Origin of the sequence: Megasphaera stantonii (assembly GCF_025567065.1) — a bacterium.
Classification (GTDB): domain Bacteria; phylum Bacillota; class Negativicutes; order Veillonellales; family Megasphaeraceae; genus Megasphaera; species Megasphaera stantonii.
This window is the reverse complement of the sequence record NZ_JAOQKD010000001.1, coordinates 166,433-180,481: the sequence shown is the minus strand read 5'-3', so window position 1 is coordinate 180,481 and position 14,049 is coordinate 166,433. Positions and strand designations below refer to the sequence as shown.

At 55.4% G+C, this 14,049-nt stretch carries 14 protein-coding genes; 2 read left to right on the top strand and 12 right to left on the bottom strand.

Annotated features, from left to right (window positions below):
- Positions 1 to 25: 25 nt before the first annotated feature.
- The 10 genes from murD to OCV58_RS00760 all read right to left on the bottom strand — a co-directional run bounded on the left by murD (position 26) and on the right by OCV58_RS00760 (position 11,909).
- A complete protein-coding gene (murD, locus tag OCV58_RS00805) occupies positions 26 to 1,390 on the bottom strand; it encodes a UDP-N-acetylmuramoyl-L-alanine--D-glutamate ligase (protein ID WP_095629368.1) in 1,365 nt (454 codons plus the stop codon).
- A gap of 39 nt (positions 1,391 to 1,429) precedes the next feature.
- Positions 1,430 to 2,395, bottom strand: a complete 966-nt coding sequence (mraY, locus tag OCV58_RS00800) for a phospho-N-acetylmuramoyl-pentapeptide-transferase (RefSeq protein WP_087478066.1) — start codon at positions 2,393 to 2,395, stop codon at positions 1,430 to 1,432.
- The gene (locus OCV58_RS00795; protein ID WP_087478067.1) at positions 2,389 to 3,771 is read right to left on the bottom strand and encodes a UDP-N-acetylmuramoyl-tripeptide--D-alanyl-D-alanine ligase; all 1,383 of its coding nucleotides are present in this window, start codon (positions 3,769 to 3,771) and stop codon (positions 2,389 to 2,391) included. The genes mraY and OCV58_RS00795 overlap by 7 nt, the downstream gene beginning before the upstream one ends.
- Positions 3,772 to 3,775: 4 nt before the next feature.
- Positions 3,776 to 5,272: a UDP-N-acetylmuramoyl-L-alanyl-D-glutamate--2,6-diaminopimelate ligase gene (locus OCV58_RS00790; RefSeq protein WP_095629370.1), complete on the bottom strand. Its 1,497-nt coding sequence runs from the start codon at positions 5,270 to 5,272 to the stop codon at positions 3,776 to 3,778.
- 99 nt (positions 5,273 to 5,371) lie between these two features.
- On the bottom strand, positions 5,372 to 5,746 hold the full coding sequence (locus OCV58_RS00785; RefSeq protein WP_095629371.1) for an FtsB/FtsL family cell division protein: 375 nt from the start codon (positions 5,744 to 5,746) through the stop codon (positions 5,372 to 5,374).
- Positions 5,747 to 5,793: 47 nt separating this feature from the next.
- Positions 5,794 to 6,726: a 16S rRNA (cytosine(1402)-N(4))-methyltransferase RsmH gene (gene rsmH, locus OCV58_RS00780; RefSeq protein ID WP_095629372.1), complete on the bottom strand. Its 933-nt coding sequence runs from the start codon at positions 6,724 to 6,726 to the stop codon at positions 5,794 to 5,796.
- Between the two features lie 8 nt (positions 6,727 to 6,734).
- Positions 6,735 to 7,175, bottom strand: coding sequence for a division/cell wall cluster transcriptional repressor MraZ (mraZ, locus tag OCV58_RS00775; protein ID WP_087478071.1), 441 nt, complete (start codon positions 7,173 to 7,175; stop codon positions 6,735 to 6,737).
- Between the two features lie 169 nt (positions 7,176 to 7,344).
- A complete protein-coding gene (gluQRS, locus tag OCV58_RS00770) occupies positions 7,345 to 8,292 on the bottom strand; it encodes a tRNA glutamyl-Q(34) synthetase GluQRS (protein ID WP_154876605.1) in 948 nt (315 codons plus the stop codon).
- An 11-nt stretch (positions 8,293 to 8,303) separates the two neighbouring features.
- Positions 8,304 to 11,225: an insulinase family protein gene (locus OCV58_RS00765; protein WP_154876604.1), complete on the bottom strand. Its 2,922-nt coding sequence runs from the start codon at positions 11,223 to 11,225 to the stop codon at positions 8,304 to 8,306.
- A 39-nt stretch (positions 11,226 to 11,264) separates the two neighbouring features.
- A complete protein-coding gene (locus tag OCV58_RS00760) occupies positions 11,265 to 11,909 on the bottom strand; it encodes an HAD hydrolase-like protein (RefSeq protein ID WP_087478074.1) in 645 nt (214 codons plus the stop codon).
- A 154-nt stretch (positions 11,910 to 12,063) separates the two neighbouring features.
- On the opposite strand from OCV58_RS00760, the gene OCV58_RS00755 reads away from it, so the two are divergent.
- A complete protein-coding gene (locus OCV58_RS00755) occupies positions 12,064 to 12,708 on the top strand; it encodes a sugar O-acetyltransferase (protein ID WP_154876603.1) in 645 nt (214 codons plus the stop codon).
- 30 nt (positions 12,709 to 12,738) lie between these two features.
- Positions 12,739 to 13,284: a phosphodiesterase gene (yfcE, locus tag OCV58_RS00750; protein WP_154876602.1), complete on the top strand. Its 546-nt coding sequence runs from the start codon at positions 12,739 to 12,741 to the stop codon at positions 13,282 to 13,284.
- A gap of 108 nt (positions 13,285 to 13,392) precedes the next feature.
- On the opposite strand, the gene OCV58_RS00745 is transcribed toward yfcE, so the two are convergent.
- Together OCV58_RS00745 and OCV58_RS00740 are read right to left on the bottom strand one after the other, a co-directional pair.
- Positions 13,393 to 13,707 (bottom strand): PepSY domain-containing protein, encoded by a 315-nt coding sequence (locus tag OCV58_RS00745; protein WP_267312733.1) that lies wholly within the window; start codon positions 13,705 to 13,707, stop codon positions 13,393 to 13,395.
- A gap of 26 nt (positions 13,708 to 13,733) precedes the next feature.
- Positions 13,734 to 14,000 (bottom strand): PepSY domain-containing protein, encoded by a 267-nt coding sequence (locus OCV58_RS00740; protein ID WP_087478078.1) that lies wholly within the window; start codon positions 13,998 to 14,000, stop codon positions 13,734 to 13,736.
- Between the last annotated feature and the right edge of the window lie 49 nt (positions 14,001 to 14,049).

The following is a 14,049-nucleotide window of genomic DNA, read 5'->3' as shown; positions in this document are numbered from 1 at the left end:
CTACCAATCAAAAATAAATATATGGCTATATCGCGTTGACGATTCCCTTGAAGACCCGTCCGCGCTGCTCAAAATTATCGTACATGTCAAAGCTCGAGCATGCCGGAGACAACAGTACGGCCTGCGGCGCTTTGGCAATCTTGCGGGCCATCATAATCGCCCGTTCCATGCTGTATCCGGCTCGGCGAATATCCTTGACGCCGGCCTTCTTCGCTTCCTGTTCAAACCGATCTGCCGCCGCGCCGATCAATATAAGCGTATCGACCTTTTCGGCGGCCAGCTTCATAAACTCGTCGAGAGGTGTCATCTTATCGTAGCCGCCGGCAATCAAGACCAAGTGTCCCGAAAACGCTTCCAGCGCTTTGATAGACGCGTCGGTATTCGTTCCTTTTGAATCATTGTAATAGGTGACGCCGTGAATTGTGCGCACTTTTTCCAGACGGTGCTCTACGCCCCGGAACGATTTCAATACGCCAGAGATCACGTCGAGAGGCACGCCGGCGGCGTAAGCCAGCAGCGACGCAGCCAAACAATTTTGAATATTATGCTTGCCGAATAAATGAAGTTCGTCTTCCCGGCAAATGAGCGTATCCTGGCCGTCCATGCGGAGGATAAGCTGCCCGTCCTGATAAAACGCACCGACAGGCACTTCGCCCTGCGTGGAAAACCAGACGACGCGGCCCGTCATGTCCGGAGCCATGGCCCTGACCAGCGGGTCGTCGTAATTCAGCACAGCCGTATCGTCCCCATCCTGATTGCGGAAAATGCGCTTCTTCGCTTCGGCGTAGGCTTCCATCGTATGATGGCGGTCTAGGTGGTCCGGCGTAATATTCAGGACGACGGCCGCTTTAGCCTTCATCGTCTGCGTAAATTCCAGCTGGAAGCTGGACAATTCCGCTACGACGACGGCTTCCTTCGGCAAATCTGCCGCCTGCTCGGAAAGGCCGATGCCGATATTGCCGCCGACGACAGTCTGACGGCCTGAGGCCTTCATGATTTCCCCCAGCAGGGTCGTCGTCGTCGTCTTCCCGTTCGTACCCGTCACGCCCAATATGTCGGCATCGGTTACGCGGCAGGCTGTTTCTACTTCACTCCAAACGGGCAAACGGCGCGACAGCGCTTCTTTCATAATGGGAATTTCCGGAGAAATAACCGGCGACGGCACGACGATGTCCACGCCGTCCAGCAGCGAATTTTCCTGGCTGCCGAATACGAACTTGACGCCGGCACGCTGCAGCGCCGGCCACGGCTCTTCCGTGCAGTCGATGTCCTTTTTGTCATTGAGAATAACTGCGCCGCCGTGACGGGCCAAGGCCATCGATGCGGCCCGGCCGCTGATACCTGCGCCGATGACCAATATTTTTTTCCCGGAAAAATCCATTATGCTCATTTGCCAACACCTGCTTTGTTCAGATAATATGAATACCCTCTATTTGCACGATAAGACGACGATAATCGCCAATATCGCCATGAGGGCGGAAAAACTCCAAAAAACGGTAACTACCTTTACTTCGCTCCAGCCAGACAGTTCAAAATGATGATGAATAGGGCTCATTTTGAATACGCGCACGCCCCGCGTCTTAAAGGAAACAACCTGAATGATAACCGATAAGGCTTCAATGACGTATAATCCGCCTGCCAGAATGAGAAGCAGCTCCGTCTTCGTCAAGATAGCCATCGCCGCCAGCGCCCCGCCCAAAGCCAGCGAACCTGTATCGCCCATAAACATCTTGGCCGGGTGCTGGTTATAAAACAGAAAGCCCAGGCAGGCGCCGGTCAAGGCCGCGCTGAACACGGCGAAATTGACGTATCCCAGCGCTACGGCAATGACGACGTAGGCCACAGACGTAATCGCGCAGGAACCGGCCGCCAGGCCGTCCAAGCCGTCCGTCAGGTTGACGGCATTGCTGGCTCCGACGATCATGACAAACACAAAGATATAATAGAAGAATCCCAAATCGATCGTAATCGACGTGAAGGGAATCCAAAGAGTCGTAGGAAATTGAAGGAATTCCTTTAAAATGAAGCAAAATACGGCTGCCATAACGAACTGGCCGAGCAATTTCTGCTTGGCTGTCAGCCCCAGATTACGCCGTTTCACCGCTTTGATGCTGTCGTCGAGGAATCCGATGACGCCGTGTCCGAACGTCAGAAACAAAGCCAGGCCCTTGCGCAGATCCGACGGATTGAATACCAGACAGGAGACAACCAAAGCGATCAGAATCAAGATGCCGCCCATCGTCGGCGTCCCGGCTTTATACTTATGGCTCTGCGGGCCTTCTTCCCGTTCAGATTGGCGGGCATGGAATTTCTTTAACTGCCCGATAACCGGCTTGCCCAGCACTAAGGCGATGACCAGGCTGACGGCGAATCCAAATATCAGCGTATTTAACATTCACATGACTTCCTTTCGAAATATGACAGTATTTTTTCCATGGCAAACCCGCGGGACCCTTTCAGCAGCACCGTATCACCCGGCTGCAGCAGTTCTTTCAGGCAGGCGGCGCATTCGTCATGCGTCGCGGCCGTGTAGACCTGCTTCATGCCGCCTTCTCTCGCCGCGCAGGCAATATATCCGGCCAGCTCGCCCATGGTAATGAGGACGTCAATACCCGACGAGGCGATCTCCCGGCCGATGGCTTCATGTTCTTCCCGGGCCCAATCGCCTAATTCCAGCATGCCGCCCAATACGGCAATTTTCCGGCCCGTCGTCAAGGCGCCCAGAGAACGGATAGCCGCGCTCATGGAAGCCGGATTGGCGTTATAGGCGTCGTTGATAAACGTATACGGCGCCAAGGAAATCAGCTCTTCCCGCATGGGCACGCCTTTATACGCCGCCAGGCCGCGCCGGATTTCTTCGGCCGAAAGGCCCGTCAAGCAGCCGACGGCAGCCGCAGCCAATCCGTTATAGGCGTGGTGGCGGCTGATTGCCGGAATCTGCGCCGCGAAGACATCGCTGCCGCAGTGGCAGGTGAAGGTTACGCCCTGCTCGCTTACGGCTATCTGCTCGGCCCAGATATCGTCGCCCGCCTCGGTGCCGTAGGTCAGCACGCTGCCGCGGCATAGGGCGGCCATCGGGGCTACGAAGGAATCGTCGGCATTCAATACGGCCGTGCCCTTTTCGTCAAGAGCCAAAACAAGCTCGCTCTTCGCCTTGGCGATGTTTTCCTGCGACCCCAGGAGTTCAATATGGCTCTTGCCGACGTTCGTCACGACGCCGATAGTCGGCTCGGCAATGGCCGCCAGCTCGGCAATCTGTCCCAAGCCGCGCATGCCCATTTCGACGACGCAGGCTTCGTGCCGTTCCGTCAGCTGCAGCAGCGTGCGCGGCAGGCCGATTTCGTTGTTGAAATTTTTTTCCGTCTGCAGCACGTCATATTTCTGCGACAGGACGGAGGCAATCATATTTCGCGTCGACGTCTTGCCGACGGAGCCCGTTACGGCTACGACGGGAATGGAAAAACGGCGGCGATGGAAGCGGGCCAAAGCCTGATAGGCCTTCAGCGTATCGTCTGCGACGAAAACAGCAATGCCGTACTCTCTGTATTCGTCCCGCATTTCGGACACGATAACGCCGGCCGCGCCCTGCTGCACGGCTTTGCCGACAAAATCATGACCGTCAAACCGCTCGCCCTTGAGGGCTACAAACAACGCGTCCCTGCCGATGACCCGCGTATCCGTTTCCACGCCGGAAAATAAAGTCTTTTCGCCGCTGACGGCGACAGACGCTCCCGTCGCCTCTTGTATTTCTGTCTTCGTAAAGGAAGCCATTTTCTTATCGCCCCTTTAACGCCAGCACGGCCTTGCGCGCTTCTTCGCGATCGTCGAAGTGAATCGTGCCGTCTTTTAAAATCTGATACGTTTCATGACCCTTGCCGGCAATAACGATGATGTCGCCGGTCTGCGCCAGTTCGACGGCTCTCTGGATAGCCGACCGGCGGTCGACGATGACTTCGTGATGCTGGCCCGGCTTGAGGCCCTGCTTTACGCCGGCTTCCACTTCAGCGACAATGGCGTCGGGGTCTTCCGAACGGGGATTGTCCGACGTGACGATGGGAATGTCGGCGTGTTCTGCCGCAATCTTGCCCATGATGGGGCGCTTCGTCCGGTCGCGGTCGCCGCCGCAGCCGAAGACGGCTAAAATACGGTTCGGATGCATGGCACGAGCTGTCGTCAAGGCCTTTTCCAGGCTGTCCGGCGTGTGGGAATAATCGACGACGATGGCAAAATCCTGACCGGCTTCGACGAGCTCGAAGCGGCCTGCTACGGAGTGGAAGGTCTGTATAGCACTGTCGATGATTTCCGTATCGACGCCTTCGGCATGGGCCGCGCCGATAGCCGCCAGCGTATTATATACGTTGAACAAGCCGGTAATATTCATATTCAGATGGACGCTGCCGAAGGGCCCGGTCACGTCGAAGGACGATTTCTTCAGTTCAACGTTCAGATTCGACCCTCTCAAGTCGGCTTCTTTTTCTACGCCATAGGTCAGGACCTTGCACTGGCAGGCCTTGAGGATATCCTTGGACCACGGGTCGTCGATGTTGACGACAGCCGTCTTATTGTCCTTGACATGTTCGCGGAAAGACAAGCCCTTGAATAACTTGGCCTTAGCGGCTACGTAGTCTTCCATCGTCTTGTGAAAATCGAGGTGATCCTGCGTCAAATTCGTGAATACGGCCGTATCGAATTCAATGCCGGCTACGCGGTGCAGGGCCAGGGCATGGCTCGATACTTCCATGACGACGTGGGTCATGCCCTTTTCGTACATGAGCGCTAGGAAGCGCTGCAGCTCGACGACGTCAGGCGTCGTGTTGTGAATGGGCAGCTCTTCGTCGTCGATGAGGGCGTGAATCGTGCCGAGAACGCCGACATGATGGCCGGCAGCCCGCAGAATATGGGCGATGATATGGGTCGTCGTCGTCTTGCCGTTCGTGCCGGTTACGCCGATCATGCGCATCTTGCGGCCGGGATAATCATAGAAATAGGGAACCATGTCTTCCAGCGCATGATGAATATCCGGCACCCGGATCTGCACGGTACCCTTAGGCAATTCCAAATGCTTCGTCGTCAAGACGGCAACGGCGCCTTTTTCCACAGCCTGGACGGCAAAGGAAGCGCCGTCGACGTGAACGCCGGAAATGCATACGAATAAATTTCCCGGCTCGATTTCCCGAGAATCGGCGGCGATGCCCGTAATCGGCGTTTCTACGTTGCCTTCTACGTTGTATATGCCCTTAATTTGCTTGCAAAGTTCGCTTACTGTTTTCATCCTCAAACATCCTCCTCGCAATCTGTATGTACGCATACTCATTTCTATTAAAGCAAACAACAATAGCAGCCTTGGGTAAAGGCTGCTGATGTCATCATATTATCGGCCTGTATGGGCTGCTTCCTTCTGGGGATCGGACGACTGGCCGCCGTACAGCACATACGTCGGCGCAACCATGCCCAGCTGTTTCGTAGCGACCGTATATATCCGCTCAGGTGCTTCCAGCTTGGCGATATCAACGCGCAAGTTCTCATTTTCACGCTGCAGTGCCTGCACCTGTCTTTTTTCATTCATCAGCGCATAACCATAATCAGTTTTAGCCGCAGATAAGGCAATATATGTCAGCAAAAAAAAGCAAATCAGCCCTACTACCGACAAGGTACGCAGGATAAGGCCCGAAAAATTCCTGTCGGCCGGAACCGCCTCCTGCCTCTGCTCTGCATACCGTATGTATCCTGCTTTTCTGGACAACATATTATATCACATCCATTCGACGAATTACTACCAGTACCTTGTAAATATTATTTTCGAATTCCGACGCGCAGCTTGGCGCTCCGGGCGCGCGGATTCTGCTCCAGCTCTTCCGGCGACGGAGAAATAGCCTGCCGCTTCGCTTTCAATATGGCCTTATGATGGCACGTGCACACGGGAATATCGGGCGGGCAGATGCAGTCCGTAGCCAATACTTTCAGCGTTTGCTTTGTAATGCGGTCTTCTAGCGAATGGAAGGTGATGACGCATATATGTCCCCCGGGCTTAAGCCGGTTGGCCGCGCTTTCCAGCGCATTGCGCAGAATGCCGAGTTCGTCGTTGACTTCGATGCGGATGGCCTGAAAGGTCCGCTTGGCCGGATGAGGGCCGTCCTTTCTGGCACCGGCTGGAATAGCCTTTTTAATAATCGAGACGAGCTCGCCAGTCCGTTCAATGGCCTTTTCTTTGCGGGCGGCGACGATAAAGGAAGCGATGCGCTTGGCCCAGCGTTCTTCGCCGTACTCCTTGATAATGCGGTACAACTCGCCTTCGCTGTACGAATTGACCACGTCGTAGGCGCTTTTGCCGCGGCTGCGGTCCATGCGCATATCCAGCGGGCCGTCCTGCATGTAAGAAAAGCCCCGTTCCGGCGTGTCGAGCTGATAACTGGATACGCCTAAATCAAACATGACTCCGTCGACGGCGTCGATTCCCAGCTCGTCGAGGACATCGGACAGCTGGCTGAAATTGCGCTGCACCAGAATATGACGGCAAGCCGTATCTTCCAGCCGCTTCGTCGCCGCGGCGATGGCGTCGGCGTCCTGATCGAGGCCGATGAGCAAGCCGTCGTCGTTCAGCCGCTCCGCCAGCGCATGGGAATGGCCGCCGCCGCCGAGGGTACAGTCTACGTAAACCCCGCTGGGATTTCCTATAAGATTGTCAATCGTTTCCTCGCGGAGAACGCTAACATGATGAAACGCCATAATACCTCCTAAAACTCAATATCCAGAGATTCGTCCAGACTTTCGGCGATCTCTTCCATATCCGGCACGATCTTGGCCGCATATTCTTCATACGCCTCCTGAGCCCAGATTTCTATTTTATCGCCCGTCCCCAATATAGTCACGTCCTTTTTCAACTGGGCGTACTCGCGCAGCGTCCCCGGAATCAGAATGCGTCCCTGCCGGTCAAATTCCACCTCAGCGGCGCTGCCGAACAAAAAGCGCTTGAAAGCCCGGACATTTTCCTTCGAAGCCTTCAGCTTTTTCATGCCGTTGGCTAAATTGATCCACGCTTCCATCGTATACACGGAGAGACAACCTTCCAGTCCACGGGTCACTACGAAGGAAGAGCCCAATTCGTCGCGGAATTTCGCAGGCAGAATCACGCGGCCCTTCGCATCGATCGTATGCGAATATTCTCCCATGAACATCTTGTCGTCATCTCCTTCCCGTCGCTTTCACTTTTCACCACATTTTACCACATTTCAACACCTCGTGACAACAAATATCAGCCCATTCGCGGGAACTATATATAAAAAATCACCATGCAGGCTGCATGGTGATTAAAAAGAATAGGCACAGATTCATATTATATTGAGCTTATACGGCGCAAATGGCTCGCATTACATCGTCGTCTACGACGATATCCTCCTGGCGCAGCGCCGTCAAATCGCAGCGCCGCGCCAGCTCTTCCAGCGGATAGCGGGCCCTTTCGGATACCAGCCCGCCTTTGTAAGCCAGATAGGACAGCACGCTGTCGCGGTCGGCTCCGCCATCCCGCAGGCTCTCTATCGTAATGCCCTGCTGCCGCTTCGATAAACGGCGGCCTTCGCCGTCGATCAGCATGGGCACGTGGGTATACTGCGGTGCAGGATAGCCGAGGTATTCGATGAGCCAAATCTGCTGCGCCGTCGACGACAGCAAGTCCCGTCCCCGCAGGACGTGGGTAATGCCCATCATCCCGTCGTCAACGGACACGGCCAGCTGATAAGCGTACAAGCCGTCGGCACGACGTACGACAAAATCGCCGCAGGCCTCCGGCAAATAGGCCTCCTGCCGTCCATATACGCCGTCGCAGAACGACACGGCGGCTGGTGGCACGTGGACGCGCCACGACGGGTCTTTCTTCATCGCGGCCCGTTCCGCCACCGTCATGCCGTAGCAATGCCCGTCGTACACGCTTCGTTCGCCGGCGTGGGGCGCGCCGATGGCCTGCAATCTGGCCCGGCTGCAGTAGCAGGGGTACAGCAGGCCGCCGCGCTGCAGTGCCGACAGCGCGCCGTCGTACAGAGCATATCGTTCCTGCTGCATATACGGCCCAGCCGGGCCGCCCCTGTCAGGTCCTTCGTCCCAGGTCAGCCCCAGCCACTGCAAGTCCCGCATCAGGGCCTCGGCAAATTCCTTTTTCGACCGCTGCTCGTCGACGTCTTCCATGCGCAGGACCAGCGTGCCGCCGGCCTGCCGGACCTGAAGCCAGCACAAAAATGCTGTCCACGCGTTTCCCAAATGCATGTACCCCGTCGGGCTGGGCGCAAAACGACCTCTCATGAGCTCACGACCTAATCGGGCAGCGACACGAGATTGCCGAACAAGCTCGCTTCTTCGCGGATTTTCCCTTCTCCGCCCATGACGCAGAGATTGCCGTCTTCCATGACCGAGCGGATCAAGGGAGCCAGGGCCCGGATATCGGCGGCCGTCGTCGCCAGCAGCTGATCCCGGCGTTTCTGCGCTACGTCCGGCGTCGTCCCCGTAAAGTAGCGGTTCATGGCTTTGTCGCCGCGCAAGGACGGCGTAAGGGGCACGTCGATGCGGCTCAGCGTGCCGATGACGTATTTCGTCATTTCCCGTTCAGACACGTCGAAGGTTTCCAAATAATCGGCCAGCTCGTCGTAAGCCTGAACCGTGCTGCCCAAATTCGGGTCCCGATAGGAGCAGAATACCATGTCGCCGTTGTCGTAGAATCGGGTAAAGGCGCCGTACGCGCCGCCCTGCACCCGTATCTTCGTCCACAAATACCCGTACTGCAGAATCGTGTCCAGCACCATGAGCGAGCCGGCGTAGGTGTACCCGTGGTCGCGGAAGTTGCCGCCCTTGGCGACGTACTGCACCGTGCCGCTGGTCATGATGCCTTCGTTCTTTTGTTCCATGACGAAATCGCACAGTTCCGTCCGGCGTTCCCCCTTGGGCATGGCATCAAGCCATTGAGGCAATGCGGCTGCGGCGGCTTTCTTTTCGTCGTCGCTGCCGGTAATTTCGATCGTCAGGCCGGCGCGGACGAAGATTTTCTTCATGACAGCCTGCAGCTTGGCGGCTACTTCGCCGCAGGTTTCGCCGATATTCGCCGCTATCTGGCTGATAAACTGGTAATAGGAAAATTCTCCGGCGTTGCAGAACGCTTCGACCGGCGACGTATAAGACAAAACGCGGTGCATGACGAGGATATGGCCGCGGCGGAAGGCGTCCATATCCCAGCCGGCCTTCGTTTCTTCAATCAGCTCGATTAGCCGTTCCTCATTCGTAAAGACCGTATCGAGGGAAATTTCCTTCAGCAGGCCGACGAGTTTGTCGATATGCTGGCTCAGGACTTTCGCCTTAAACTTGAATACGGGAACATAATTCTTGTTGTTTTCCCTGTCTGAAAAAGCCGAAACAGTGCTGTCGATACCACCCGTATGCAGATCGATCAAAGACGCCAATTCGCCGTAGCCGTGGGTCTTCGTATCCAAGTCGCCCAAGATATCGCTCAGCAAGTAGACATAAGGCAGCTCTTCTGCCGTAATGCCGTGAAGGTCAAAATAGGCGTTGACATAGGTAATGCCATTCGTCACGTCGGGGACGTGGCAGATATGGACGGAGCCCATCGTTTCTTCGTGCATGACGATCCGCTCCGCCTTATGCTCCAAGTCGTCCCGAGAAAGAGTCGGGATAGACAGCAGCGCTTCCGGAGAATCAGGCGTCGCCTGCCGCTTCTTTAAGGCTTCCGTCGCCGCCATGATGCCGGCAATGTCGTCCTCTGTCAGCGTCGCCTTATAGGCCGCCAGCTTTTCAGCCAGCTCGGCGTCGTGCCGCTCCGTCAGGCCCTGTTCCGGCACGAGGGAAATGAGGGCGTAATACGTATTATCCAGGACGTATTTCTGCAAAATATGTTCATAATAGCCCGTTTCTATGCCGTCGCGCAGTACCTTCAGCGCCCCTTCATAGGCCAGCGGCGCTAACGGATCGCCGTCGTAGAGCCACGAATCCATGCAGCGGATACCGTAAATCAGTCCCTTGGGACGACCGGCAAAATCGGCTTCGCGGAGCGTAAATTCGATGCGGTTCAGAGCCCCCTCCAGAAGCGTCTTGTCGATGCCTTCCTTCACCATATCGCCCAGTACGCGGCGGACGATAGGCAGTATCTTATCCTGCTTGTCCGGGTCAGAGCCGTTGACGGAAATCCCCCACAAGGGCTGAAGCAGCCCGTCCTGGAAGTCGCCGGAAATATCCTTGCCCACGCCGGCGTCGACGAGGGCTTTTTTCAGAGGCGCAGCCGGCGACAGCAGCAGGACGTACGTCAGGACCTTGAAGGCCAGGCCCAGCGTCGGGTCCAGGGCGTCGTCGACGACGTAAGTCAGGCTATGCAGCGTCTTGTGCTCCATTTTTTCTTCCTTGGCAATGCCGTACGGATAGGTCTTGACGACAGACGGCACCGGCGCCTGACGGCCGATAGCCGAATCGATCGGCTCCTTCGTAAACTTGCTCAGGTATTCGCCGTCTATGAAGGCCAGCGTCGCGTCGATATCCATGTCGCCGTACAGGAAGATATAGCTGTTCGACGGATGGTAATATTTGGCATGGAAGGCTGCGAAGGCTTCCTGCGTCAAGTTGGGAATATCGTCGGGGTCGCCGCCCGATTCGACGCCGTACGTCGTGTCCGGGAACAAGTTCTCCATGACCCGCCGTTCGAGCTGCGAGTCGGGAGACGAGAACACGCCTTTCATTTCATTATATACGACGCCGCAGTACGTCAAAGGCGCATCGGGCGATTCCAGCTCGTAATGCCAGCCTTCCTGCATGAGAACCTGTTCGTCCGTCAGCATATTCGGGAAAAAGACGGCGTCCAGATACACATCCATCAGATTTTTGAAATCGACGGCATTCCGGCTGGCTACGGGATACATCGTCTTGTCGGGAAAGGTCATGGCGTTCAGGAACGTATTCAGCGAGCCCTTGACTAATTCGACAAAAGGTTCCTTCAGCGGAAATTTCCGCGAGCCGCACAAGACGGAGTGCTCGCAGATATGGGGCACGCCGGTGCTGTCCGACGGCGTCGTGCGGAAGGAAATGGAAAATACCTTGTTATCATCTTCATTTTGAATATATAACACCCGCGCTCCCGACTGAAGATGCTCCATTTCATAGGCCTGGCTTTCCAGCTCCTTGACGAAGACCGATCGGGTTACGCGAAATCCATGCAGCCCAGTCCCTGTTTCTAATTTCATCAACATTCCTCTTTTCTCTGTTATGATTGCAACACTATATTATTGTAAAATAAGGGCTTCTAACTCCGCTACGGAAGAAACGAAGAAATCCGGCGGAAACTGCCGCCGTTCCTCCTCGTTGCCGTAGCCGTAGCCGACGACGATGACCGGCAGGCCCGTTTCGCGGGCTCCGCAGACGTCGTACTGCCTGTCGCCGACCATGACGGCCCGTTTCGCCTCGTCCGGGCCGATATGCTGCAAAATGCGGCGAATAATATCAGCCTTCGTGTCCGTGCCGCCTACGGCCGGACCGGCAATCATTTCGACGTACGGCGCGATGCCGAATTTTTCACAGATAGCCTTGGCGTGAACCTCCGGTTTGGACGTGGCAACGAAGGAGCGTACGCCCCGTTCCTGCAGGCGCTGCAGCATGGGGACGACGCCGTCGAAGGCCCGGTTTTCAAACTTGCCTATCGTGCTGTAGCGCTGCTGGAAATGAGCGTACGTTTCCCGCGCCTTTTCCTCGGAAAATCCAAAGGTATCGCGAAACGTCGTGACCAGGGGCGGCCCGACGATAATATGCTGATCCAGCCGGCCTTCCGTCGTTTCGCCCATCTGTATGAGGGCATATTCAACGGACTTGATGATTCCTTCCTTCGAATCAGTCAGCGTGCCGTCTAAATCAAATAAAACGGATGTATACATACAAAACCTCCTAATAGTTTCCAATCAGACCATATATACTATATCATGTTTGCCATTGCCGTGCTAGAGGGCGGCCCGCCTGCAGTTGCTTCGCGCCGGAAAATGAAGTACTATACTATATATACAGTTTAAACTTATAAGGAGGCGATACGCCGTGACAGAAGAAGAAAAAATTTTCGCCGGATATGTCTTCAACAACCGCTCGCCGGAACTGGTGGCGATGAAGCACAAGGCCCACAGCGCCTGCCTGCGCTTCAACCAGATGGATGAATACGACCTGCAGCGCCTGCCTATCGTCAGGGAGTTTATCGGAGCCATTGGAAAGGTGTATTACTTCCAGGGACCCATTCAATTTAACTACGGCTGCCATACCTTCATCGGCGAAAATTTCTTCGCCAACTTCAACCTCACCGTCATGGACGACGCCCGCATTTATATCGGCGACAACGTCTGCTTCGGCCCCAACGTATCGCTTATGGCGACGAATCATCCCCTCCTGCCGCAGGAACGGCTCGGCCTCGACGACGAAGGGCGCATGACCATGGCCGAGTACGCCGAAGACATCCATATCGGTCATAACGTCTGGCTGGCCTGCAACGTCACCGTCCTAGGCGGCGTGCGCATCGGCGACAACGTCGTCATCGGCGCCGGCAGCGTCGTCACCAAGGACATTCCCGACGGCTATCTGGCCTACGGCAACCCCTGCCGCCCCGTACGCAGGATCACGGAACAGGACAGCCAACTACGCCGCATGCTGTCGGAAGACCGGGAATATTTCAAACATAATTTTAAACTGTAATACCCTCATCCATACATAGGAGGTACGACGATGAAACTCATGATTGCTTCAGACATACACGGCTCCGCATACTGCTGCCGCAGCCTGCTGGACGCCTTCCGCCGCGAGGAGGCGCAGAAATTAGTCCTGTTAGGCGATATGTTATATCACGGCCCGCGCAACGACTTGCCGAAAGAATACTGTCCCAAAGACGTAGCAGCCATGCTGAACGCCGAAAAGGACCGCATCCTCTGCGTACAGGGAAACTGCGACGCAGCCGTTGATCAAATGGTGCTGGAATTTCCCATCATGGCCAGCTATGCCCTCCTCTATTTAGGAAAGCGGACGGTCTTCGCAACGCACGGCGACGTCTTCAACACGACAACCCCGCCTCCCCTCGGCGCCGGCGACATCCTGCTTCACGGCCACACGCACGTGCCGGCCTGGGAGGCCTTCGGCAGCGGCAACCTATACCTGAATCCCGGCTCGATTTCCCTGCCCAAGGAAAACACGCCTGCCGGATATATGATCATGACGGCCGACGAATGCCAATGGAAAACCATGGACGGAAGCGTGTACCATACCCTGACGTTGTAAAATCGTCCAGCAGCATCTAACCAGCAAAAAACGGATTCATCAAGACCAGGCCCGCAGGCCTATCCTGATGAATCCGTTCTTTTTATGTCTTATACTTGCCGGCACCTGTTACCAATCGTTGCAGTGACGGTTGTGGCGATGGCGGCGGTCGCAGTCGCGGTCATTATCGATATCCCGTTCCAAAATTCTGCCCGTTTCGGCGTCAATCGTAAGATCACCGTCCCAGACTGTATCACTCTGGAAATCAATTTCGTAGACCTTGCGGCCATTGTCATAGTCCCGTTCTACGCGATGGATCACCGCGCCGGGATATTCGTTTTTAACAATCTGTTCCGCATCCTGCATGCTGATAGCGAAGGCCGGTACGATGCCCATGCACGTCACAGCTGCGACAGCCAGCAAGGCGCTCAATTTCTTTTTCATCGTCATTTCCTCCTACAGACTATATCTTAGTATTTTTCTTTCCGTTCTAAAATCTTGCCCGTATCGGCGTCAATGGTCAATTCGCCGTCCCAGATGCTGTCGGTTCTGAAATCTACTTCATATACTCTGCGGCCGTCGTCGTAATCACGGTCTACTCTATGAATCGTAGCGCCCGGATATTCTTTCAATACGATGTTTTCTGCATCCTGCGCGCTCATGCTGGCAAACGCCGTCGAAAATCCCATTGCACTTACAGCTAATACCGCTAAGATAGTTCCCATTTTCTTTTTCATACTCTAATACCTCCTAGTGTTTTTAGTTGCAGTAGTTTTTACACTTAAA